We start from the raw sequence: 23,383 nt of genomic DNA on the forward strand, positions 1-23,383 counted from the left end.
CTCCATGATGAACCGGTGATCAGTGTCCTGTTCGCCGTCCTGACCGCCCTCAGCAACGGTTGCGCCTCGGTGCTCCAGCGCCGGGCGGCGATGGAGGTGCCCGACAGTGAGGCGATGCGGCTGTCGCTGATGACCCGTCTGGTGCGGCAGAAGGTGTGGCTGGCGGGGATCGGGCTGGTGATCGTGGCGGCGGTCTGCCAGGCGATCGCGCTGGCCACCGGGCCGATCGCGGTGGTCCAGCCGATCTTCGTGATCGAGCTGCCGCTGACGCTGCTGGTCGCCGGTGCGGTGATGCGGGTGCGGGCGGACGCGGCCGTCTGGTCCGGGGTCGCGGCGGTCACCGCGGGCCTGGCGCTCGGTATGGCGGCGGCCGCCCCGGTCGAGGGCAGCGACACGGTGGAGGACTTCGCGTGGATCCGGGCGCTGCTGGTGACCGGGGTGTTCGAGGCGGGGCTGATCACCGCCGCGCTCCGCACCCGGGGCAACGCCCGGGCGGCGCTGCTGGGTCTGGCCGCCGCCTGCGGGTACGCGCTGACGGCCGCGCTGATGAAGGACGCGATGGCGAACCTGGACGACGGCGGGGCGGTCGCGCTGCTGGCGTCCTGGCAGCTCTACGCCACGGCGGCGGCCGGGGTGGGTGCGCTGTTCCTGCTGCAGAACGCGCTGCAGGCGGGCAGTCTGGTGGCCGTTCAGCCGATGCTGACGCTGGGGGACGCGCTGATCAGCATCCTGTACGGGGTGACGCTCTTCGACGAGGAGCTGCGGACCGGGTGGTGGCTGCTGCCCGAGCTGGTCGCGCTGGCCCTGATCGCCACGGGCTGCGTGCGCCTGGCCCGTACGCCACTGGCCAGGGGCACGCTCGCGCCCCGGTGAACGGCCGGGTCAGACGGCGTCCGGCGGAGTGACCCGCTCGCCTTCCGGTACCGGGCCCGGGGGTGTGCCGTCGCCGAAGGGGCGGCCGCCGAGCTGTTCGCGGTGGTGCGGGGTGGTCCAGCCGGAGAGATCGGGGCCGGCGGGCACGATGCCGGTCGGGTTGATGCCCGTGTGCACCTGGTAGTAGTGCCGCTTGATGTGGTCGAAGTCGACGGTGTCGCCGAATCCGGGCGTCTGGTAGAGGTCGCGGGCGTACGCCCACAGGACGGGGTCCTCGGTCAGCTTGTTGCGGTTGCACTTGAAGTGGCCGTGGTAGACGGGGTCGAAGCGGACCAGGGTGGTGAAGAGGCGGATGTCGGCCTCGGTGATGGTGTCGCCGACGAGGTAGCGGCGGTCGGCGAGGCGGGCGGAGACCTGGTCCAGGCGGGCGAAGAGGGCAGCGTACGCCTCTTCGTACTCCTGCTGCGAGCTGGCGAAACCGCACTGGTAGACGCCGTTGTTGATGTCGCGGTAGATGCCCTCCATGACCTCGTCGATCTCCGCGCGCAGCGGCTCGGGGTAGAGGTCGGGGGCGCCTGGCCGGTGCAGGACGGCCCACTCGGTGGCGAGGTCGAGGGTGATCTGCTGGTAGTCGTTGGTGACGAGCTGTCCGCTCGGTACGTCCACGATCGCCGGCACGCTGACGCCGCCGGGGTAGTCGCGCTCCCGGGCGTCGTAGGCCTCGCTCAGGTGGCGGATGCCGAGGACGGGGTCCCTGCCGTCCGGGTCGAGGGTGAAGCGCCAGCTGCGGTCGTCCTGGATCGGGTCGGCGACGGCGAGGGACAGGGCGTCCTCCAGGCCGAGGAGGCGGCGGGAGACCAGGGCGCGGCTCGCCCACGGGCAGGCGCGGCTGACGGCGAGGCGGTAGCGGCCGGGTTCGACGGGCCACCCGTCGCGGCCGTCCGCGGTGATCCGGTCGGGGAAGTGGCTCCTGGACCGCTTGAACGGCTTGTGGCCGTAGGTGTCGTTGCCCCCGGTACCGGCGCTCTCCGCTCCCGTGGGGTCCGTGCTCGTGGCGCTCATGCCGTGCTCCTCGCTGCGTCGGTGTCGTGTCGCTCGTTACGTCGTCTGCCCCGTCGGCCGGCCTCGACATCGGCCACCGCCACGATCAGGGCGGCCAGCACGAAGGCGACGGAGACGGTGAGCCCGTGGTCGTACGCGTCGGCCCAGCCGTCCGGGCCGACCTGGGCGAAGAACACCGCGCCGACGGCGGCGATGCCGATCGCGGAGCCGACCCGCTGGCCGGTCTGGAGGGTGCCCCCGGCACTGCCCGCCCGGGGGACGGGGACCTCCGCCAGGGTGAGGGTCTGGTTCGGGGCGATGACCAGTCCGCTGCCGAGTCCGGCGAAGAGCAGCGGAGCGGCCATCGCCCAGCCCGCTCCGCGGCCGGGGACCAGGTGGACGGCGAGGGCCGTGCCCGCGAGCCCGAGCGCGACCATGACCAGGCCCGCCACCACGAGCGGGCGGCCGAAGCGGCCGACGAGCCGGCCGCCGACGGCCGCGGCGCATCCGGAGCCGAGGGCGAAGGGGGTGATGGCCACTCCGGCCAGCAGGGCGGAGTAGCCGAGGCCGGACTGGAGGTAGAGGGTGGTGACGAAGAAGATCGAGGTGAACCCGGCGAAGTAGAGCAGGATCAGCAGGCAGCCCAGCCAGTAGGAGCGCAGCCGGAACAGCGACAGGTCCAGGACCGGCTGGACGCGTCCGCCCGTGCACCGCGACTCCCAGGCGACGAACGCGGTGAGCAGGGCGGCGGCCAGGAGGAGCAGCAGCCACTTCGTGTCGCCGGGCCACTGCTGGGCCTGGACGAACGGCAGCAGCAGGGCCAGTACCCCGGCGCCCAGGAGCAGCACGCCGAACGGGTCCAGGTCGCGCGGGCGTACCCGGGTGGCGGAGGGGGTGTCGGGCAGCAGCCGGTGGGCGAGCAGGAGGCAGACGGCGCCGAGCGGGAGGTTGACGTAGAAGACCCAGCGCCAGCCGTGGTCCGGTCCGGCGGCCTGGATGAGCAGTCCGCCGAGCAGCGGGCCCACGGCGGTGGAGATGCCGACGACGGTGCCGAACATGCCGAAGGCTCGGCCGCGCTCCCGCCCGGAGAACATCTGCTGGATCAGGGCGGAGATCTGGGGGGAGATCAGACCGCCCGCGATGCCCTGCACCAGACGGGCGATCACCAGCCACAGGCTGGACTGGGCGGCTCCGCAGGCGGCGGAGGCCAGGGTGAAGAGGGCGAGTCCGGCCATGAAGACCGCCCGGCGGCCCCGCGCGTCGCCGAGGCGTCCGGCCGGGATGAGGAAGAGGCCGAAGGCGAGCGCGTAGCCGGAGAGCACCCATTGGAGATCGGACGCGGGGGTGTTCAGGCCCTCCCGGATGGAGGGGAGGGCGACGTTGACGATGGAGACGTCCAGCAGGGTCATGAAGCCCGCGACCAGGCAGACGGCGAGTGCCTGCCAACGCCGGGGGTCGGGGCCGTCCGGGGCGGTGTCGCCCCCGGGCGGCCCGGGCTGCGCCGCGCTCCGTGCCATGGTTCGCACCTTAGGCGGTGCCCGGCCGTTCCGCGCGGACCGGCGGGCGGCGTGGCCGGGCCCGCCGGGGGTACTCGTCCCGCATGACTGTGGAGAAGACGAGCGTCCTCGTCCTTGACTGTGCCGAGCCCATGGAGCTGGCCGAGTTCTACGCCGGTCTCTTCGGCGTCGAGACCCGGATCGGCAGCGACCCCGACTTCATCGAGATCGTCGGCCACGACGGCGTGCGGCTGGCGATCCGCCGCGACCACGGGTACGCCCCGCCGAGCTGGCCGCGCCCGGAGGATTCGCAGCAGGCGCATCTGCGGATCCTGGTGGCGCGGGAGGCCATCGACGAGGCCGAGCGGGAGGCGATATCCCTGGGCGCCCGGCCCGTCGACACCGGCGACAGCAACAGCGGGCCCCGGGACGTGCGGGTGTACGGGGATCCGGCGGGGCACTCGTTCTCGCTGGCGGTCTATCCGCTGCCGGAGGGGTGAGCGGCACCGCGGCCCACCCGGAACAGACGCTCGGCGGAAGGGTCTTCAACCGGCCCTTCCGCCGAGCGCGTTCAACGGGAAGGAAAGTTGCCCATCACCGTTGACGCCAATTGGTAGGAACCTTTACTTTCAGTTCTGCCGACATGGCGCCTCCCACCCCCCTCCGAAGGGAGCACCACCATGCACCAGCGCACCACTCCCCCCACCACCCCCACGGACACCGCCGGCCGCCGCAAGGCGGCCCGCAAGGCGCTGCTCGCCGCGTCCGCGCTCGGTGTCGTCGCCGCACTGATGGCTCCCGTCCGCGCCGGAGCCGCACCGGCCCCCGCCTCCCCCGCCGGCTCCGCTCCCACCGCCGCCACCCCGCTCGCCGCCAACGGGCAGCTCTCGGTCTGCGGCCGTCAGCTCTGCAACGCCTCCGGCCAGGCGGTCGCGCTCAACGGCATGAGCACGCACGGCACCCAGTGGTACGCCCAGTGCGTGACCGACGGCTCGCTCGACGCGCTCGCCCAGGACTGGCGCTCCGACGTGCTCCGCGTCTCCACGTACGTACAGGAGGGCGGCTACGAGACGGACCCGGCCGGATTCACCGCCCGTGCGCAGAAGTTCGTCGACGCGGCGCACGCGCGGGGCATGTACGCGGTGATCGACTGGCACATGCTGTCCCCGGGCGACCCGAACGCGAACCTGGCGCGGGCGAAGACCTTCTTCACGGCGATGGCGAAGAAGTACCGGAACCACCCGGGTGTGCTCTACGAGATCGCCAACGAGCCGTCGGGGGTGAGCTGGTCGGCCATCAAGTCGTACGCCGAGCAGATCATTCCGGTGATCCGGGCCGAGGACCCCGACGCGGTGGTACTGGTCGGCACACGCGCCTGGTCGTCCTTCGGGGTGTCCGAGGGTTCCAACGAGTCGGAGGTGGTGAACAACCCCGTCAACGCCTCGAACATCATGTACACCTTCCACTTCTACGCGGCCTCGCACCGTGAGGAGTACCTGAACACGCTCGACCGGGCCTCGGACCGGCTGCCGGTGTTCGTCACGGAGTTCGGGACGCAGAACTACGCGGGCGAGGGCGCGAACGACTTCGCCATGTCGCAGCGCTACCTGGACCTGATGAAGCGCAAGAAGATCTCCTGGACCAACTGGAACTACTCCGACGACCACCGTTCCGGTGCCGTCTTCAGGACCGGCACCTGCGACGGGAGCACCTGGACGGGGACCGGGGTCCTCAAGGAGGCCGGGGTCTGGATCCGCGACCGTATCCGTCAGTGACGCGGGATCCGCCTCGACCGCCGTCGACGGGGCCGGGCGGAAGCCTTCGTAACGCGCCCGGTCGCGGCCCTCCCCGGGGCCGCGGCCGGGCGGGTTGTTGTCACGATCACCATGGATACGCGCGGAATTAACCTCCAGCGCCTTGTCATGCCCGTTCTACGCGCATAGCTTTTGCCCCTACCACTCAGTTCAGTTGGGGGCTCCTCCCGTGCAGATATACAGATCCGGTTCCGTCCTGCTGACCGGCGCCGTCGCCGTGGCTCTCGCGGTGACCGCCCTGCCCGCCGCCCAGGCGGCGCCGTCGGCCACCGCCGTCATCTCCGAGGCGTACGGCGGCGGGGGCAACTCCGGCGCGACGCTGACCCGGGACTTCGTCGAGCTGGCCAACGCCGGCTCCGCGCCCTTCGAGGTCGGCGGCCTCAGCGTCCAGTACCTGCCGGGCAGCCCGTCCGCCGGATCGCGGTGGCAGGTCTCCGAGCTGTCCGGGTCGATCGCGCCCGGCGGCCGCTACCTGGTCGCCCAGGCCGCGGGCACCGGCGGTACGGTCGCGCTGCCCACCGCGGACGCCACCGGCACGATCGCCATGGCGGCGGGCAGCGGCACCGTCGCCCTGGTCTCCGGGACGGACCCGCTCACCTGCAAGTCGGCGGCGGACTGCGCGGCGGACACCCGGATCGTCGATCTGGTCGGTTACGGCTCCGCGGTCGTCCGGGAGGGCAGCGGCCCGGTCCCCGGCGCCTCGGCCACCGCGTCCGTCGCCCGGGCCGCCTCGCTCGCCGACACCGACGACAACGCCGCCGACCTCTCCGCGGGCACGCCCACCCCGGTCAACGCCAAGGGCGAGACGTCCGGCGGCGGCCAGGGGCCGGAGGAGCCCGGTCCGACCGAGCCCGGCGACGTACGGATCCACGACATCCAGGGCACCACCCGCGTCTCCGCGCTGGCGGGCACGGCGGTGACCGGTGTCCCGGGCATCGTCACGGGCGTACGCACCAGCGGCTCACGCGGCTTCTGGATCCAGGACACCGCGCCCGACAACGACCCGCGCACGAGCGAGGGCCTGTTCGTCTACACCGGCTCCGCCGCGCCGGCCGTGAAGGCCGGGGACTCCGTCCTGGTCAGCGGCAAGGTAGCGGAGTACTACCCCGGCACCGCCACCCAGTCGCTCACCCAGATCACCGGCCCCCGCGTCACCGTGGTCTCCTCCGGCAACGCGCTGCCCGCCCCGGTCGTCCTCGACGCCGACTCGGTGCCCGGCCGTTACGTGCCCTCCGCGGACGGCGGGTCGATCGACGCGCTCCCGCTGGACCCGGCCCGCTACGCCCTGGACCTGTACGAGGCGCTGGAGGGCTCCCGGATCCGGATCGCCGACACCCGGGTGACCGGGGCGACGACCGCGTACGACGAGATCTGGGTGACGGTCAAGCCGCAGGAGAACCCGACCCGGCGCGGCGGCACGCTCTACGCCTCGTACGAGGACCAGAACACCGGCCGGCTCAAGGTGATGTCCCTGGACCCGGCGCAGCCGATTCCCACGGCCAACGTGGGAGACGTGCTGCGGGGCCGCACCACCGGCGTACTCGACTACGCGAGCTACGGCGGCTACAACGTGCAGGCCACCGAGCTGGGCACGGTCGTCGACAACAAGCTGCGGCGCGAGGTGACGCGCAAGCAGAAGAAGAACGAGCTGGCGGTCGCCACGTACAACGTGGAGAACCTCGACGCGCGCGACGACCAGGCCAAGTTCGACACCCTGGCCGAGGGAGTCGCGGTCAACCTGTCCTCCCCCGACATCGTCTCGCTGGAGGAGATCCAGGACGACAACGGTGCGGTGAACGACGGCACGACGGGCTCCGAGGAGACGCTGAAGCGGTTCACGGACGCGGTCGTCGCGAAGGGCGGACCGCGGTACGCCTGGCGGTACATCGCGCCCGAGAACAACGAGGACGGCGGCCAGCCGGGCGGCAACATCCGCAACGTCTTCCTCTACAACCCGAAGCGGGTCTCGTTCACCGACCGGCCGGGCGGCGACGCCACGACGCCGGTGCGGGCCGTCGACACCTGGCTGGGCGTCAAGCTGTCCGCGTCCCCGGGTCGGATCAACCCGCAGAGCCCGGCGTGGGAGAACAGCCGCAAGCCGCTGGTGGGCGAGTTCGTCTTCCGGGGCAAGCCGGTCTTCGTCATCGGCAACCACTTCGCGTCCAAGGGCGGTGACCAGCCGCTGCACGGCCGCTACCAGGAGCCGACGCGGTCCTCCGAGACGCAGCGGGTCCAGCAGGCCGCCGAGGTCAACACCTTCGTGGCCTCGCTGCTGCAGGCGGACCGGTCGGCGCGGGTCGTCGCGCTCGGGGACTTCAACGACTTCGGGTTCTCCCCGACGATGAAGGCGCTGACCAAGGAGAAGGCGCTGACGCCGCTGATCAACACGCTGCCCGTCGGCGAGCGGTACAGCTATGTCTTCGACGGCAACTCGCAGACGCTGGACCACATCCTGACGAGCCCCGGCGTCCGCCGCCCCGACTACGACGTGGTGCACATCAACGCCGAGTTCGCCGACCAGGCGAGCGACCACGACCCGCAGGTGGTGCGGTTCAAGGTCGGCGGCCTCTGGCCCTGGGGGTAGGACGCGGGGCACCCGGCCCCGGCCGGCGCGGACCGAAGCTCAGGTCCGCCCGGCCGGGGCCGCGGCCTGCCGCGGCAGCACGACCGCACCGGTCGTGGGGGCCACCGGCTCCCGCCCGGTGAAGAACCCGGTGACCAGCGAGGCCACCTCCTCGGCCCGCTCCAGGACCACCCAGTGGTCGGACTCCCCGATCGTCAGGAACCGGCTGCCCTCGATCGTCGCGGCGAACTCCCGCTGCCGCGCCGGGGAGGTCACCGTGTCGTGCTCCCCCGCGAAGACCAGCGCCGGTACGCCCGTGAGTCCGCCGGTGAAGTCGGGCCGGTCGGCCAGCGCCCGGTAGAGGGAGTCCGCCGCGTGGGGCGAGTGGGTGAGCGCGTGGAGGAAGGAGCGCCGCACATAGCGACGGGCCAGCTCCCGCCGGTGGACCGGGCGTTCGGGGTCGAGGCACATCAGCGCGTCGGCCGCCGTGGCGGCGAACCCCTCGCGGTCCCCGGCGGCCAGTTGCCGCCGGGCCCGCTCCCAGCAGGCGACCTGGGCGGCGTCGATGTGGACCGGTACCCCGCCGAGGGCGAGCCGGGCCACCCGCTCCGGATGGTGCCGGGCGAAGCCGAAGGCGATGGCGGTGCCGTAGGAGAAGCCGAAGACGTTGAGCCGGGGGGCGCCGAGGTCGTCGGCGATGCCGAGGACGGCGCGGCGCAGCAGATCGGCGCTGGGTCCCGGCGGGAGCGGGTCGGCGCCGCCCATGCCGGGCAGGTCGGCCGTGACGACGTCGGCGGCGGGGCCCAGGTGGTCGTCCATCTGGGGCCAGCCGAACATGCCCTGGAGCGCGCCGCCGAGAATGAGCGTCGGTTCGGTACGGGGGGCGGCCCCGTCGCCGCGGTCGTACGGCAGGACGCGGTAGCCGTAGCGCACTCCGTCGGCCGACAGGGTCCGGATGATCTCCTCGGGCATGTGCTGATGCGTTCCCTTCCGCTCAGGACCTGGTGAGGACGAGTGCCGCGTTGTGTCCGCCGAAGCCGAGCGAGGTCTTGACGGCGCAGTCGAAGGTGGCGGCGCGGGCCTCCTTGGCGACCACGTCGATCGGGATCTGCGGGTCGGGGGCGTCCAGGTTGACGGTCGGCGGGACCAGTTGGCGCTGGAGGGCGAGCACAGTGAGCGCGGTCTCGATGCCGCCCGCCGCGCCGAGGGTGTGGCCGGTCATCGCCTTGGTGGAGGTCACCAGGGGGGTGTCGCCGAGGACGCGGCGCAGCATCGTCGCCTCGATCAGGTCGTTGGAGAGCGTCGAGGTGCCGTGGGCGTTGACGTGCCCGACGTCGGCCGGGGCGAGGTCCGCGTCGGCGAGCGCGGCGCGCAGGGCGCGTTCGATGCCGAGGCCGTCCGGGTCCGGGGCGACGGCGGAGTGGGCGTCGCTGGAGGCGCCGTAACCGTTCACCCGGGCGCGGACGGTGGCGCCCCGGGCGCGGGCGTGGTCCGGGTGTTCCAGGACGAGCAGGCCCGCGCCCTCGCCGACGACGAAGCCGTCGCGGTGGGTGTCGAAGGGGCGGCAGGCGGCCGCGGGGTCCTCGCGGCGGGTGGAGACGGCCTTGAGGCTGCACGCGCTGGCGATCAGGAGGCGGGTGCAGGTGGACTCCGCGCCGCCCGTGATGACGATGTCACAGGCCCCGGAGCGGAGCATCTGGTGGGCGGTGCCGATGGCGACGGTGCCGGAGGAGCAGGCGGTGGAGACGGCCTGGCTGGGTCCGTGGACGCCGAGGTCCAGGCTGACGCTGCTGGCCGCGCCGTTGACGACGCTGAGCGGGGCGAGCTTCGGGGAGACGCGGCGGGGGCCGCGCGCGGCGAGCGCGGCGGCCTGTTCGTCGTAGAAGGGCAGTCCGCCGTGGGCGGAGCCGATGACGACGCCGACCCGGCCGCTGTCCCAGACGGCCGGGTCGAGTCCGGCGTCGGCGACGGCCTCACGGGCGGCGATGACGGCGAGCTGGGAGAAGCGGTCCATCAGCCGCTGGGTGGCGACGCCGAGGACGGCCGCCGGGTCGCAGTCGGTGACGGAGTAGAAGAAGTCGCAGGGCAGACCGTCCAGTTCGGGCCGGGGCGCGGCGGCCGGCGCAAGGCCCTCGGTGACGCCGTGCCAGGCGGCGTCCACGCCCGTACCGGCCGAGGTGACCAGGCCGACGCCGGTGACGGCGGCGGCGAACGGCGCGAGCGGGGCCCGGTGGTAGGGGGCCGCGGTGGCCGCGCTCATGCGGTGACCTTCCCCTGCACGGCCTCGACGAGGCGGCCGACGGTGTCGCGCGAGGTGAGCGCGACGTCCTCCAGGTCCACATCCAGCCGGTCCTCGATGTGCAGCCGCAGCTCCTCCAGGGCGAGGGAGTCCAGCCGCAGCCGGTGCAGCGGAACATCGGGGCGGATGGCCTCGGGGTCGGTTCCGAACTTCGTCACCAGCAGCGTGCTGATCTCTTCCGACGTGCTCATGCGGCTCTCCTGGGCTCGGTGACGCGGTGACGCCGGCCGCGTGGTGAGGGGAGGTGGTGGGAGGGGCCATCGGGGGACGCCGGCTGCTCCGGAAGGACCCTTTATACGCCTTCGCGGGCGGCCCCCCGGCCCGCGTTCCCCCGTGCGAAGGGAGGGCTGTCCAGGTGTACGAATCCGAGGTGGGGCGAGGAGGGAGGGGAGATGACGGGAATGCCAGGATGGGGGGCGGTCCGAACCGGACGCCACGAGACCGAGAGACCACGAGCAGAGGAGAAGCCCATGACGGCCGAGCAGGACGGCAACGCGGAGGTCGCGCTGAGCCCCGCCGACTGGGTCGCCCGGCAGGCCGAGCTGTACGAGTCCTCCGGCGGCACGAAGGGCACGACCCAGCTCGGTGTCCCCTGTCTGCTGATGGACTACGTCGGCCGGCGCAGCGGGGCGGTGCGGCGCACGGTGCTGATGTACGGGCGGGACGGCGAGGACTATCTGATCGTGGCGTCCAACGGCGGATCGGACCGGCCGCCGTTGTGGTATCTGAACCTCCAGGCGAACCCGGAGGTCCACCTGCGGGTGGAGACCGAGCGGTTCGGCGCGGTCGCGGCGACGCTGCCCCCCGAGGAGAAGGCGCGGGTCTGGCCGGGGCTGGTGGAGCTGTTCCCGCGCTACGGGGAGTACCAGGCGGGCACCGAACGAGACATCCCGGTGGTGCGGCTGACGCGGACCTGAGCCGGGACGGGGGGTGGCCCGGGCGGCGGGTGGCACAGGCAGCGGGTGACCCGGACGGCGGGTGGCCCGGACGGCGGGTACGGGGCCGGAACAGGCGGGTCCGACGCCGGAACGGCGGGTTCCGAGCCGGAACGGCTGGGGCGCGGGCCACGCCAGTCCGCCCACCAGGGGGCATGTGCCAAGAGCCCTTGCCGCACACCCTTCTGGCGCGCCGCCCGGAACCGTAAACTCCGCGATCATGACTATGGAAACGGTTCAGGCCGACCCGTCCGCCCCCGGCGGCCCCGCTCTCTTCTCCACCATGTCCACGATGCGCGCCATGCGCCGCCTCAAGCCGGAGCCGGTCCCGGAGGAGCTGGTCGAGCAGCTGATACAGGCGGCCGTCTGGGGGCCCAGCGGCGGCAACATGCAGTGTTACGAGTACGTGGTGGTGACCGACCGCCAGGTGATGGCGCGGCTCGCCCCGCTGTGGAAGCGGTGCGTGGACGCGTATCTGGCGACGACCGGGAAGTACGCCCCCGAGGGCATGGACGAGGCGGCGTACGGCCGGATGGTCGCGGCGATCGAGTACCAGCGCGACCACTTCGCCGACACCCCGGTGCTGATCGTGCCGTGCTACCGGTTCCCGGAGCCGCGCCTGGACGAGGAGGGCCTCGCGGCGTCGGCGCGGGCGCTCGGTCCGGCGGGCACGGAGCACATGATGAACACGCAGACCCGGTTCCAGGCGCTGGCGGAGGGCTCCTGCGTCTATCCGGGGGTGCAGAACCTGCTGCTGGCGGCCCGGGGGCTGGGGCTGGCGGCGAACATCACCATCTGGCACCTGATGCTGGAGCAGGAGTGGAAGAAGGAGCTGGGCATCCCGGACGACATGGCGACGTTCGCCGCCGTTCCGGTGGGGTGGCCCGCGGGCAACTTCGGGCCCGTCCGGCGGCGCCCGGTGGCGGACGTCGTCCACCGCGACCGCTGGTAGCGGCGGGACACCCCCGAGCGTGCGTGCCGGGCGTCGCACGGCAGACAGCCGTTCGACGCCCGGACCCAGGCCCGCGTCAACCGGGACCGGCGCCCCTGTCGGGTGACGCTCGACGTCACCCGACAGGCGCAGCGCTTCGAGCAACTCCCTTGAATTTGCAGGATGTTGCCAGCGAGTTCGGCGGCGTTCCTCTTTGTCATGCTCCACTCAGGTGGATAGCCTGGCCGGGTTCGGCATCCCTCTGGCCCACCCGGGCCCGAGGGCTTTTTACTTCCTCCCACAGAGCAGGAGCCCTGATGCGCCTACGCACCGCCGCCCGAACCCGGGCCCGCGCCTGTGCCGTGGCGGCCCTCACCGCCGCGGCCCTTCTCGCCACCGGGCAGTCGGCGAACGCCGCGCCCCGGGCGGACACCCCCGACCCGATGAACCGCGCCTTCGCCGAGGCGTCCCAGGAGTACGGCGTACCGCGCGATCTGCTGGCCGCCGTGGGGTACGGCGAGTCCCGGCTGAACGGACACGCGGGCAAGCCCAGCCAGGCGAACGGCTACGGCGTGATGCACCTGGCGAGCAACCCCACCAACCGATCCCTGGAGAAGGCCGCCGAGCTGACCGGCGAGAGCGCGGCCCGGCTGCGCCGGGACACGACGGCCAACATCCTCGGCGGCGCGGCCGTCCTGCGCGACCACGCCGACGCACTGGGTCTGGACGCCGCCGAGCGGCGGGACGTGAACGCCTGGTATCCGGCGGTGGCCCGCTACAGCGCCGCCGACGGGCCGGCCGCGGCGCTCTACGCGGACGCGGTCTTCACCTTCCTGGCCGAGGGCGTGGCCGCGACGGTGGCCGGCGGCGAGCAGGTGCTCGTGCCCTCGCGGCCGGTCGACCCGGACAAGGACGAGGTGTCGGCGTCCGAGGTCTACGCGCAGAGCGCGGACTACCCCTCGGCGCGCTGGGTACCGGCCCACGCCGAGAACTTCGCCGTGGGCCGCACCGCGACCGTCGACAAGGTGGTCGTCCATGTCACCCAGGGCTCGTACGCGGGTTCCATCAGCTGGTTCCAGAACCCGGCGTCCCAGGTCAGCGCCCACTATGTGATCCGGTCGTCGGACGGCGAGGTCACCCAGACGGTCCGGGACAAGGACACGGCCTGGCACGCGCGCAGCGCCAACGCCTCGTCCGTCGGGATCGAGCACGAGGGATGGGTGGACGAGCCGGCCTGGTTCACCGACGCGATGTACCGCTCGTCGGCGGCGCTGACCTCGCACCTCAGCGCGAAGTTCAACATCCCGAAGGACCGGGCGCACATCGTCGGCCACGTCGAGGTGCCCGGCAACGACCACACCGACCCCGGCCCCCACTGGGACTGGGACTACTACATGGAGCTGATCGGCGGTGACCCGGGCGACGGGGGCGACGGTCTGACGTTCCCCCTGTACGCCACCCAGCAGTACGGTTCGTCGGGCCCGCAGGTGACCGCCGTCCAGACGCTGCTGACCGCGCAGAACTACAAGCCGGGCGCGGTGGACGGCCAGTTCGGCCCCACCACCAGGAGCGCGGTGGAGGCGTTCCAGCGGGCCCGCTCGCTGGAAGCGGACGGAAAGGTCGGCCCGAAGACCTGGACGGCCCTGCTGTCGGCCGGCTCGACCCCGCCGCTGAAGCAGGGCAGTTCGGGCGATGCGGTGAAGCGGCTCCAGCGCGCTTTGACGGCGGCGCTCGGCAGGACCGTGGGCGTGGACGGCAGCTTCGGTCCGGCCACGGACACGGCGGTGCGGAGCTATCAGGAGACGCGCGAGCTGGGCGTTGACGGCCAGGTGGGCCCGGTCACGTGGGCGGCCCTCCAGAACGGCAAGTGAGCACGGACCCGGGCGGGCCCGACCAGCAGCACGGAGCACCCGCCCGGGTCGGCGCACAAGCGGCCGGCCCGCCCCAGGTGGATTCCGCCCGGGGTGGGTCGGCTGTCGGACCGGCCCGGTAGCGTCGCCGTGTGTGCTTCTACGCGACGGTCCACTACAAGCTGCACTACGCCTGCGTCGCCTGCCGCGTCAGCTTCAAGCGGTTCTCCCTGGACGGCGGCGACCCACCGTGCCCGAACTGCGGCCGGGCCCTCGTCTGCGCCGGTCACGACTTCGCTCCCCCGCCGCGCCGCGACACCGACGCCTGGGGCGCGGTGGCCGCGGTGCTGGGGGCGGGCCTGCGCTACGAGGGCCTGGAGCCGTGCGGTTGCGGCAAACAGCCCCGGTTCCGCCCCCGCACGGGCGCGGAGGTCCGGGCCCGCCTGGCCGTGGCGGCCCGGACCGGGGCGCCGGTGGCCGAGGTACTGGCCCGGCGCGATCCGGCGGTCCCGGAGGAGGACGACTGACCCCGCGGCCCTCGGCGCGCCGCCCCCGAAGGGCTCACCGGCTCACTCGCCCGTCCCGGCCGGGTACCCGATCTCCTTGATGTCCTCGGCCAGTTCGGCGGGAACCCGCTCCGGGTTGAGCGCGGCGACGATCTCGTCCGTCAGCGGCCGCAGCGCGTAGACATGGCGTACGGCTTCGAGGCCGACACTCACCTCGAAGTGGTCCTCGGCCCACTCCCGGTACGACTCGGGGGTCCCGGTGACGAGGAGCTGGAAGAGCCAGTCGGCCCCGTCGGAGTCCTCGCCGTCCTCCGGGAACTCCACGTCCCCCGCCCGCCAGCGGTCGTCGCCGCTCTCGCGCCAGAGGCAGGCGGTGACGACGGGCAGCCCGAACTCGTCGCAGAACGACGGCTCGTCCACGTAGCGCCGGAACGCCTCGGGCACCTCGTCGAGCACTCCGGGCCAGGGCACGTCGTCCACATAGGGGCTCATCGGCGACTCGTGGTCGAAGCCCCGGGCGTACGCGCCGGCGGCGGAGAAGACGATGGAGTACTCCCCGCCCGCCCCGTCCCGCATCGAGGCCATCGCCTCGGTCGGCGACCACTGCGCGTCGAAACCGTGCCAGCGGTGGTCCCACTCCGGACACAGGATCGCGTCGAGCATCGCCAGGGAACGGCAGAGATCGGTGAGGGCGGATATGCCCGGCAGCCCGCGGGCCACGTCGTGAACGCTCATGGGCCTATCCAATCGCACCGGCCGGGCCGGGTATTCAGGTGCTCCCCCGAGGCCTCCCGGGCACACTGTCACGATGAACGCCGATCTCCCGGTCCCCTGTCCCCGCCGACGGGCGCTGGCACACGTCTCCTCGCTGTCCTCGGGCGCGCCCCTGGCCCCCGGATCACGCGTCACCCTGAACTTCCACCCCGACCGGACGGTGGCGGGGCTGCCGATCCTCGAACGGCTGGGCGGGGACGGTCTGTACGTCTCCCAGTTCGTGACGGGCACCAGCAACGGAGGGCTCACCGCGCACCCCGGCGGTGACCGGTGGCGGTGGGAAAGCCGGATCTTCGGCGGCGCGTACGACCTCGCGGAGCCCGCCGAGCGGCCCGTCTACGGGGCGCTGGACCTCGGTCGTACACCGTTCGGCGCCGCGCCCCGGTTCGGCTCCGCGCACTTCAGGCTGGTGCCGGAGATCCTCGGCGCGGCCACGTTCTGCTATCCCGACAGCGCCGCCGAACCGACGCACTTCGGGACCGCGGCCCGGATGTCGGGGCTCGTCGAGCTGGCGGCGGCGGATGACCGCGACGCCCTGGACGACTACGTCGAGGCGCAGATCCACGCCCCGGTCCGGCTGGACCGCGACGTGGAGGCGCTCGTGCTCGACCCGGCCCACCGGGGCACGGCGGTGGAGGCCGCCGCCCGCCTGCTGCCCTGCCCCGTCGAGTGGCATCCGGGGTTCCGGCTCTCCGTGGCGGAGCTGCGGCGCCGTCCCGGCTACCGGGGGCCCGAGTTCGTGGCCCTCGGCTGCGCCCTGGCGGTCGACGGGTGGCTGGACGCCCGGATCATCGGCGACGCGGTGCGGACCGGCCGGTACGACGCGCAGGACCTGAAGCGGGTCTGGCATCTGCTGGCCCGGTTCGGGCAGGTCCCCGCGGCTCTGGCCGCCTGCTGACGGCACTGGTCCCGCACTCCCGTCCGCGAGGTGCGGGACCAAGTCAGGGGGTCACTCCGGGCCGAAGGCCGGTGCCGTCGTCGGGCACCGGGGAGCCGAGCTCATGGAGACGATGCCGGCCCCTTCGGCCTTCGCCCACTCCATGGTCTCGATGATCCCGGAGTCCGCGCCGGTGCCCTCGTCGTCGTACCCCATCCTGGCCAGGGCCGAGACGTCGAACAGCCGCCGGTCCGGAAGTCATGCAGCCGGTCCACCGGTTGATCCGGGGTGACCGCTGCGTTCCGGGCGGGCGGCAGACCGCCGTGGCGGCAACCCGCCCAGGACGGAGGGGGCGTTGACGGGCGTCTCAGGCCACCGAGGCGAGGGGCTGTCCGCTGCTGTCGTGGTGGATGGGGGTGTGGGCCCCGGTGAGCGGTACGCCGCTGCCGCCGCGCCGGACCGCGACGATCTCGGCCGCGATGGACAGGGCCGTCTCCTCCGGCGTACGGGCGCCGAGGTCGAGGCCGATCGGCGAGTGCAGCCGGGCGAGTTCGCGCTCGGTCAGCCCGACCTCGCGCAGTCGGTCGTTGCGCTCCAGGTGGGTGCGGCGCGAGCCCATCGCGCCGACGTAGGCCACCGGGAGGCGGAGGGCCGCCTCCAGCAGCGGTACGTCGAACTTGGCGTCGTGGGTGAGGACGCAGAGCACCGTGCGGGCGTCGGTGTCGGTCCCCGCGAGGTAGCGGTGGGGCCATTCGACGACGATCTCGTCGGCCTCGGGGAAGCGGGCCGCGGTGGCGAAGACCGGGCGGGCGTCGCAGACGGTGACCCGGTAGCCGAGGAACTTCCCGGCCCGCACCAGGGCCGCCGCGAAGTCGATCGCGCCGAACACGATCATGCGAGGCGGCGGCACGCTGGACTCGACCAGCAGCTCGACGGGCCGGCCGCAGCGGGAGCCCTCCGCGCCGATGGCGAGCGGCCCGGTGCGGCCCGCGTCGAGCAGGGCCCGGGTCTCGGCTGCGGCGGTCCGGTCGAGCGCCGGGTGGCCGCCGAGCCCGCCCTCGTAACGTCCGTCGGGGCGGACCAGGAGCGGCAGGCCGAGCATGTCCTCGGGCCCGTCCGTGACCCGGGCCAGTGCGGCCGCCGTCCCCTCCGCGGCGGCCGCGAGCGCGGCGGCGAACACCGGCCGGGCGGGGTCGTCCGCCCGGACCGGGGTCACCAGGATGTCGATGACGCCGCCGCAGGTCAGGCCGACCGCGAAGGCGTCCTCGTCGCTGTAGCCGAAGCGCTCACGGACGGGCAGCCCGTCCTCCAACGCCTGTTGGCACAGTTCGTACACGGCCCCCTCCACGCAGCCGCCGGAGACCGACCCGACGGCCGTGCCGTCGCGGTCGACGGCGAGGGCCGCGCCGGGCTGCCGGGGCGCGCTGCCGCCGACCGCCACCACGGTGGCGACGGCGAACTCGCGTCCCTGCGAGACCCACCGGTGCAGCTCTTCGGCGATGTCCAGCATGGCGTTCTCTCCTTTGGGGGGAAGGGGGCCCGGGCGTCAGTGGACGCCCAGCCAGCTCTCGATCGGGTTGAGGGCGAAGAAGACGATGAAGATCACCGTCAGTCCCCACATGAAGGCCCCGACCTCGCGGGCCCGGCCCTGGGCGAGCTTGATGGCGCTGTACGCGATGACACCCGCGGCGACACCGGTGGTGATGGTGTACGTGAAGGGCATCAGGACCACGGTCAGGAAGACCGGGATGGCGACCGAGCGGTCGCCCCAGTCCACGTGCCGGGCGTTCTGCATCATCATCGCGCCGATGACGACGAGGGCGGCGGAGGCCACCTCGGTCGGCACGATCGCGGTGAGCGGGGTGAAGAAGAAGCAGGCGGCGAAGAAGAGGCCGGTGACGGCGGAGGCGAGTCCGGTGCGGGCCCCTTCGCCGACGCCGGTGGCCGATTCGACGAAGACCGTCTGGCCGGAGCCGGAGGCGACACCGCCGATGACACCGCCGGCGCCGTCGATGAACAGCGCCTTGGACAGGCCCGGCATACGGCCCTTGTCGTCGGCGAGCTTGGCCTCGGTGCCGACGCCGATGATGGTCGCCATCGCGTCGAAGAAGCCGGCCAGCACCAGGGTGAAGACGATCATGCCGACGGTCATCACGCCGACGTCGCCCCAGCCGCCGAACTCGACGTTCCCGAAGAGCGAGAAGTCCGGGGTGGAGACCGCGCTGCCCTCCAGCTCCGGCGGGCCGCTGCTCCACTTCTTGGGGTCGATGTCGACGATCGCGTTGATGACGATCGCGACCAGCGTGCCGACGACGATGCCGATCAGGATCGCGCCGGGGACGTTGCGAGCCTGGAGCATGAAGATGAGCAGCAGGGTCACGCAGAAGATCAGGACGGGCCAGCCGGCCAGTTCACCGGCCGGGCCGAGGGAGACGGGGGTCGCCTGGCCCTGGTGGACGAATCCGGCCTTGTAGAGGCCGATGAGGGCGATGAAGAGCCCGATGCCCATGGTGATGCCGTGCTTGAGCGCGAGCGGGATCGCGTTCATGATCATCTCGCGGAGGCCGGTGACCACCAGGAGACAGATCACCACACCGTAGATCACGCACATGCCCATGGCCTGCGGCCAGGTCATGCTGGGCGCGACCTGCGAGGCGAGCACACCGGAGACGCTGAGGCCGGCGGCGAGCGCCAGGGGCACCTTGCCGACGAAGCCCATGAGCAGGGTCGTCGCGGCCGCCGCGAAGGCGGTGGCGGTGATCAGGCCGGGCTGGCCGAGGAGGTTCCCGTTGACGTCCTCCCCGCCCAGGATCAGCGGGTTGAGCAGGAGGATGTACGCCATGGCCATGAAGGTCGTGACGCCGCCGCGCAGCTCGCGCGCGACCGTGGATCCTCGTTCGGATATGTGGAAGTACCGGTCGAGCCATGATCTTCCGGCGGGGACGCGCGAGCCGGGGCCCGCGCTTTCCGGACTGGTCTTCGGTTCCACTGACTGCTGGGTCATGATGCCTGACTCCCAAGGTTCACAGGGGCACCCGCGTGGAGATTCCTGAATGCGGGATTTGGGATGGCTGCGTCGGCTGCACGACCCGGGGACGGCCGGGACGGACTGTTGAAGCAGAACGGATGTGCCGGCGGCACGGATGATCCGTGAGGCGCTTGCCGTGCTGTCGGGCACGGCGGAGAAGAACCGCGAGCGGTGCGGTACTTGGGCCTCCGGGCGGTGCGGGGTGCGGAAAAGTGTGACGTTCTCGGCGCTGCGCACCGCCCGGAGAGTTCGGGGGGGACCGCTCGGAGCGTGCCGGGTGACGACCGGTGGGAGGTCACCCGGCAGGCTCTCAGGTGGCGGTGAGGTGTTCGGGCCGCACCGGTGTCCTGTTGAGCTCAAGGCCCGTCGCGTTCCGGATCGCCGCGAGGACGGCCGGGGTGGACGACAGGGTGGGGGCCTCGCCGATGCCGCGCAGCCCGTAGGGGGCGTGCTCGTCGGCGAGTTCGAGCACGTCGACCGGGATCGTCGGCGTGTCGAGGATCGTGGGGAGCAGGTAGTCCGTGAAGGAGGGGTTGCGCACCTTCGCGGTCTGCGGGTCGACGATGATCTCCTCCATCACCGCCACGCCCATGCCCTGGAGGGTGCCGCCCTGGATCTGGCCGAGGACGGAGAGCGGGTTGAGCGCCTTCCCGACGTCCTGGGCGCAGGCCAGTTCGATGACCTTGACCAGGCCGAGCTCGGTGTCGACCTCGACGACCGCGCGGTGCGCGGCGAAGGAGTACTGGACGTGGCCGTTGCCCTGTCCGGTACGGAGGTCGAAGGCCTCGGTGGGCCGGTGGCGCCACTCCAGCTCGATGTCGATGGCCTCGTCCTCCAGGACGTCGGCCAGGTCCGCGAGGACCTCGCCGCCGTCGGTGACGACCTTGCCGCCCTCCAGGAGGAGCTCGGCGGTGGCCCAGGCCGGGTGGTAGGTGCCGAACTTGGTGCGGCCCAGCTCCAGGACCTTCTCCCGTACGGCTTCGCAGGAGTTCTTGACCGCGCCGCCGGTGACGTACGTCTGGCGGGAGGCGGAGGTGGATCCGGCGGAGCCGACGCGGGTGTCGGCCGGGTGGATGGTGACCTGGTTGACGCCGAGTTCGGTACGGGCGATCTGGGCGTGGACGGTGACGCCGCCCTGGCCGACCTCGGCCATCGCGGTGTGCACGGTGGCGACCGGTTCGCCGTTGATGACCTCCATCCGCACCCGGGCGGTGGAGTAGTCGTCGAAGCCCTCGGAGAAGCCGACGTTCTTCAGGCCGACCGCGTAGCCGACACCGCGGACGACGCCTTCGCCGTGAGTGGTGTTGGAGAGCCCGCCGGGCAGGGCGCGCACGTCGACGGAGGTGCCGTCGGCGCCCGCCGTCAGCCACTCCTGCTCGGGCGGCAGCGGACGGGCCTTGACCCGGCGCAGCAGCTCGGCGACCGGGGCCGGCGAGTCGCAGGGCTGTCCGGTGGGCAGCAGGGTGCCCTGCTCCATGGCGTTGAGCTGCCGGAACTCCACCGGGTCCATGTCCAGCTTCGCGGCGAGCTTGTCCATCTGCGCCTCGTAGGCGAAGCACGCCTGGACCGCGCCGAAGCCGCGCATGGCGCCGCAGGGCGGGTTGTTGGTGTAGAGGGCGATCGCCTCGATGTCGACGTCCTCGATCTTGTACGGGCCGACCGAGAGCGAGGAGGCGTTGCCGACGACGGCCGGGGAGGCGGAGGCGTAGGCCCCGCCGTCCAGGACGATGCGGCACTTCATGTGCGTGAGCTTGCCGTCCTTGGTGGCACCGTGCTCGTAGTGGAGCTTCGCCGGGTGCCGGTGGACATGGCCGAAGAAGGACTCGAACCGGTTGTAGACGATCTTGACCGGCTTGCCGGTGCGGAGCGCCAGCAGGCAGGCGTGGATCTGCATCGAGATGTCCTCACGGCCGCCGAAGGCCCCGCCGACGCCGGAGAGCGTCATGCGGACCTTGTCCTCGGGCAGGCCGAGGACGGGGGCGATCTGGCCGAGGTCCGAGTGCAGCCACTGGGTGGCGACGTACAGCTCGACGCCGCCGTCCTCGGAGGGCACGGCCAGGCCGGACTCGGGGCCGAGGAAGGCCTGGTCCTGCATGCCGAAGACGTACTCGCCCGTGACGATGACGTCGGCGCGCTTGGCGGCCTCGTCGGCGTCCCCGCGGATGATCGGCTGGCGGTGCACGATGTTGGGGTGCGGGACGTGGCCGATGTGGTGGTCGTCCCGGCCCTCGTGGACGAGTACGGCACCGGGGGCGGTCGCCGAGGCCTCGTCGGTGACGATCGGCAGCTCGCGGTACTCGATCTTGATCTTGGCGGCGGCGCGGCGGGCCGTCTCCGGGTGGTCGGCGGCCACGATGGCGACCGGCTCACCGTGGTGGCGGACCTTGCCGTTCGCGAAAACCGGGGTGTCCTGGATCTCCAGGCCGTAGTTCTTCATCTCGGCGGGCAGGTCGTCATACGTCATCACCGCGTAGACGCCGGAGGTGGCCAGCGCCTCGGAGGTGTCGATGGAGACGATCTCCGCGTGGGCGACGGTGGAGCGCAGCGTCTGGCCCCACAGCATGTCCTCGTGCCACATGTCGGAGGAGTACGCGAACTCGCCGGTGACCTTGAGGGTGCCGTCGGGGCGGAGCGTGGACTCGCCGATACCGCCCTTGGTAGGCGAACCCTGGGTGATCTCGGTGGGTGTGCCGGACGGTGCGTTCTGGGCCTTCGGCACGGTGGCCGCGGGGCGCGTGGTGGCTTCGGGGCGCGTCGTCATGACTGGGCCGCCTCTCCCTGGCGGGCGGCCGCGAGGCGGACCGCGTCGAGGATCTTCTCGTAACCGGTGCAGCGGCAGAGGTTGCCGGAGAGCGCCTCACGGATGTCCTGGTCGGACGGGGAGGGGGTGTTCTCCAGCAGTTCGTCGGCGGCGACCAGCAGGCCGGGGGTGCAGAAGCCGCACTGGACGGCTCCGGCGTCGATGAACGCCTGCTGGATCGGGGCCAGTTCGACGGCCTCGCCGGTCTGGCCGTCGGTGGGCCGGGCCTGCCAGCGCTTGGCGGAGTCCAGGGTGGTGCCGCAGGCGCCGGAGGCGCAGCCGCCGCCGGGGTGGGCGTCCTCGCGGTGCTTGGCGTAGTCGGCGAGGCCCTCGACGGTGACGACCTCGCGGCCCTCGACCTGTCCGGCGGCCACCAGGCACGCGCAGACCGGGACGCCGTCCAGGCGGACCGTGCAGGAGCCGCACTCGCCCTGCTCGCAGGCGTTCTTGGAGCCGGGCAGGCCCATGCGCTCACGCAGGACGTAGAGGAGGGACTCGCCCTCCCAGACGTCGTCGGCTTCCTGCTGACGGCCGTTGACCGTGAAATTGACTCGCATGGTTACGCAGCTCCTTCCAGCGTGCGGCCCGCGCCGCGGTACTGCTCCCAGGTCCAGCCGAGCGTGCGGCGGGCCATGATGCCGACCGCGTGCCTGCGGTACTTCGCCGTGCCGCGCACGTCGTCGATCGGGTTGCAGGCGCCGGACGCGAGAGCGGCGAACTGCTTGGCGATCGCGGGGGTGATGATCTTGCCGTTGTCCCAGAACCCGCCCTCGTCCAGCGCGGCGTTCAGGAAGTCCTCGGCCTCCTTGGCCCGGATGGGCGTCGGGGCGGCGGAGCCGATGCCGGTGCGCACGGTGCGGGTCTCGGGGTGCAGGGCGATCCCGAACGCGCAGACCGCGATGACCATGGCGTTGCGGGTGCCGACCTTGGAGTACTGCTGCGGTCCGTCGGCCTTCCTGATGTGCACGGCGCGGATCAGCTCGTCCGGCTCCAGGGCGTTGCGCTTGACCCCGGTGTAGAAGGCGTCGATGGGAATCAGCCGCGTACCGCGCACGGATTCGGCCTCGACTTCGCCGTCGGCGGCGAGGAGGGCCGGGTGCGCGTCACCGGCCGGCGAGGCGGTGCCGAGGTTGCCGCCGACTCCGCCGCGGTTGCGGATCTGCGGGGAGGCGACGGTGTGCGAGGCGAGCGCCAGGCCCGGCAGCTCGGCCCGCAGGTGCTCCATGATGCTGCTGTACGGCACGGAGGCGCCGAGCCGCACGCTCTCCTGGCCCACCTCCCACTCGGACAGCTCACCGATGCGGTTCAGGTCCAGGAGGTACTCGGGCCGCCGGTGGTCGAAGTTGATCTCGACCATCACATCGGTGCCGCCCGCGATGGGCACAGCCGTGGGGTGCTCGGCCTTGGCGGCGAGCGCCTCCTCCCAGCTGGCGGGGCGAAGGAAGTCCATGAGTGGCTCTCTTCTTCTCAATCGGGTCGTTCGCCGGGGCCGGGGACGGCCTGCCTCGACTGGCTCGTTCATGTGGTGTTCACGTGGTGTGTGGCCCAGTACACAAGCCCGGCCCCGGCCGGTGCAGTCACCGAAACACTGAAGGA

Annotated in this window: 21 protein-coding genes; 9 read left to right on the forward strand and 12 right to left on the reverse strand. The window is 72.4% G+C overall.

The features are described from left to right. The first annotated feature begins 15 nt into the window (after positions 1 to 15). Positions 16 to 873: a DMT family transporter gene (locus IE145_RS08630; protein ID WP_189520311.1), complete on the forward strand. Its 858-nt coding sequence runs from the start codon at positions 16 to 18 to the stop codon at positions 871 to 873. A 9-nt stretch (positions 874 to 882) separates the two neighbouring features. Here the strand turns inward: IE145_RS08630 and IE145_RS08635 are convergent, their stop codons facing one another. Together IE145_RS08635 and IE145_RS08640 are read right to left on the reverse strand one after the other, a co-directional pair. Further along, positions 883 to 1,935 (reverse strand): glutathione S-transferase family protein, encoded by a 1,053-nt coding sequence (locus IE145_RS08635; protein WP_189520312.1) that lies wholly within the window; start codon positions 1,933 to 1,935, stop codon positions 883 to 885. Next, complete coding sequence (locus IE145_RS08640) at positions 1,932 to 3,431, reverse strand: MFS transporter (RefSeq protein ID WP_189520313.1); 1,500 nt, start codon at positions 3,429 to 3,431, stop codon at positions 1,932 to 1,934. Before IE145_RS08640 ends, IE145_RS08635 begins: the two co-directional genes overlap by 4 nt. Positions 3,432 to 3,514: 83 nt before the next feature. On the opposite strand from IE145_RS08640, the gene IE145_RS08645 reads away from it, so the two are divergent. The 3 genes from IE145_RS08645 to IE145_RS08655 all read left to right on the forward strand — a co-directional run bounded on the left by IE145_RS08645 (position 3,515) and on the right by IE145_RS08655 (position 7,808). Then, positions 3,515 to 3,910: a VOC family protein gene (locus tag IE145_RS08645; RefSeq protein WP_189520314.1), complete on the forward strand. Its 396-nt coding sequence runs from the start codon at positions 3,515 to 3,517 to the stop codon at positions 3,908 to 3,910. Positions 3,911 to 4,090: 180 nt separating this feature from the next. Continuing rightward, the gene (locus tag IE145_RS08650) at positions 4,091 to 5,185 is read left to right on the forward strand and encodes a glycoside hydrolase family 5 protein (protein WP_189520315.1); all 1,095 of its coding nucleotides are present in this window, start codon (positions 4,091 to 4,093) and stop codon (positions 5,183 to 5,185) included. Positions 5,186 to 5,393: 208 nt separating this feature from the next. Continuing rightward, entirely contained in the window at positions 5,394 to 7,808 is a 2,415-nt protein-coding gene (locus IE145_RS08655) for a DUF8508 domain-containing protein (RefSeq protein WP_189520316.1), read from the forward strand. Positions 7,809 to 7,847: 39 nt separating this feature from the next. Here the strand turns inward: IE145_RS08655 and IE145_RS08660 are convergent, their stop codons facing one another. The 3 genes from IE145_RS08660 to IE145_RS08670 are packed head-to-tail and all read right to left on the reverse strand — an operon-like array spanning position 7,848 to position 10,277. Next, the gene (locus tag IE145_RS08660; RefSeq protein WP_189520317.1) at positions 7,848 to 8,759 is read right to left on the reverse strand and encodes an alpha/beta fold hydrolase; all 912 of its coding nucleotides are present in this window, start codon (positions 8,757 to 8,759) and stop codon (positions 7,848 to 7,850) included. A 22-nt stretch (positions 8,760 to 8,781) separates the two neighbouring features. After that, positions 8,782 to 10,047 carry a beta-ketoacyl-[acyl-carrier-protein] synthase family protein gene (locus IE145_RS08665; protein ID WP_189520318.1) on the reverse strand — a complete coding sequence of 422 codons (1,266 nt, stop codon included), beginning with the start codon at positions 10,045 to 10,047 and terminating at the stop codon, positions 8,782 to 8,784. After that, positions 10,044 to 10,277 (reverse strand): acyl carrier protein, encoded by a 234-nt coding sequence (locus tag IE145_RS08670; protein ID WP_006128548.1) that lies wholly within the window; start codon positions 10,275 to 10,277, stop codon positions 10,044 to 10,046. The genes IE145_RS08665 and IE145_RS08670 overlap by 4 nt, the downstream gene beginning before the upstream one ends. A gap of 279 nt (positions 10,278 to 10,556) precedes the next feature. On the opposite strand from IE145_RS08670, the gene IE145_RS08675 reads away from it, so the two are divergent. The 4 genes from IE145_RS08675 (at position 10,557) to IE145_RS08690 (ending at position 14,329) form a co-directional block, all read left to right on the forward strand. Further along, positions 10,557 to 11,003: a nitroreductase family deazaflavin-dependent oxidoreductase gene (locus IE145_RS08675; protein ID WP_189520319.1), complete on the forward strand. Its 447-nt coding sequence runs from the start codon at positions 10,557 to 10,559 to the stop codon at positions 11,001 to 11,003. Positions 11,004 to 11,241: 238 nt separating this feature from the next. After that, entirely contained in the window at positions 11,242 to 11,973 is a 732-nt protein-coding gene (locus tag IE145_RS08680) for a nitroreductase family protein (RefSeq protein ID WP_189520320.1), read from the forward strand. A 296-nt stretch (positions 11,974 to 12,269) separates the two neighbouring features. Continuing rightward, the gene (locus IE145_RS08685) at positions 12,270 to 13,823 is read left to right on the forward strand and encodes a peptidoglycan-binding protein (RefSeq protein WP_189520321.1); all 1,554 of its coding nucleotides are present in this window, start codon (positions 12,270 to 12,272) and stop codon (positions 13,821 to 13,823) included. Between the two features lie 131 nt (positions 13,824 to 13,954). After that, positions 13,955 to 14,329 carry a hypothetical protein gene (locus IE145_RS08690; RefSeq protein WP_189520322.1) on the forward strand — a complete coding sequence of 125 codons (375 nt, stop codon included), beginning with the start codon at positions 13,955 to 13,957 and terminating at the stop codon, positions 14,327 to 14,329. 42 nt (positions 14,330 to 14,371) lie between these two features. Here the strand turns inward: IE145_RS08690 and IE145_RS08695 are convergent, their stop codons facing one another. Beyond that, entirely contained in the window at positions 14,372 to 15,043 is a 672-nt protein-coding gene (locus IE145_RS08695; RefSeq protein ID WP_189520323.1) for a hypothetical protein, read from the reverse strand. A 73-nt stretch (positions 15,044 to 15,116) separates the two neighbouring features. Here IE145_RS08695 and IE145_RS08700 point away from each other — a divergent pair, with 73 nt between their 5' ends. After that, a complete protein-coding gene (locus IE145_RS08700; RefSeq protein WP_189520324.1) occupies positions 15,117 to 15,980 on the forward strand; it encodes a DUF3626 domain-containing protein in 864 nt (287 codons plus the stop codon). Between the two features lie 51 nt (positions 15,981 to 16,031). On the opposite strand, the gene IE145_RS08705 is transcribed toward IE145_RS08700, so the two are convergent. The 6 genes from IE145_RS08705 to IE145_RS08730 all read right to left on the reverse strand — a co-directional run bounded on the left by IE145_RS08705 (position 16,032) and on the right by IE145_RS08730 (position 23,237). After that, positions 16,032 to 16,175 (reverse strand): hypothetical protein, encoded by a 144-nt coding sequence (locus IE145_RS08705; RefSeq protein WP_189520325.1) that lies wholly within the window; start codon positions 16,173 to 16,175, stop codon positions 16,032 to 16,034. 151 nt (positions 16,176 to 16,326) lie between these two features. Continuing rightward, positions 16,327 to 17,469 (reverse strand): XdhC family protein, encoded by a 1,143-nt coding sequence (locus tag IE145_RS08710; RefSeq protein WP_189520326.1) that lies wholly within the window; start codon positions 17,467 to 17,469, stop codon positions 16,327 to 16,329. Positions 17,470 to 17,505: 36 nt separating this feature from the next. Next, positions 17,506 to 18,963, reverse strand: coding sequence for an NCS2 family permease (locus IE145_RS08715; protein WP_189520327.1), 1,458 nt, complete (start codon positions 18,961 to 18,963; stop codon positions 17,506 to 17,508). A gap of 334 nt (positions 18,964 to 19,297) precedes the next feature. Further along, positions 19,298 to 21,748 (reverse strand): xanthine dehydrogenase family protein molybdopterin-binding subunit, encoded by a 2,451-nt coding sequence (locus tag IE145_RS08720; protein WP_189520328.1) that lies wholly within the window; start codon positions 21,746 to 21,748, stop codon positions 19,298 to 19,300. Next, complete coding sequence (locus tag IE145_RS08725) at positions 21,745 to 22,344, reverse strand: (2Fe-2S)-binding protein (RefSeq protein WP_006128538.1); 600 nt, start codon at positions 22,342 to 22,344, stop codon at positions 21,745 to 21,747. The genes IE145_RS08720 and IE145_RS08725 overlap by 4 nt, the downstream gene beginning before the upstream one ends. 2 nt (positions 22,345 to 22,346) lie before the next feature. Continuing rightward, the gene (locus IE145_RS08730) at positions 22,347 to 23,237 is read right to left on the reverse strand and encodes an FAD binding domain-containing protein (RefSeq protein ID WP_189520329.1); all 891 of its coding nucleotides are present in this window, start codon (positions 23,235 to 23,237) and stop codon (positions 22,347 to 22,349) included. Positions 23,238 to 23,383 lie beyond the last annotated feature (146 nt).

Source organism: Streptomyces sindenensis (genome assembly GCF_014649035.1).
GTDB lineage: Bacteria > Actinomycetota > Actinomycetes > Streptomycetales > Streptomycetaceae > Streptomyces > Streptomyces sindenensis.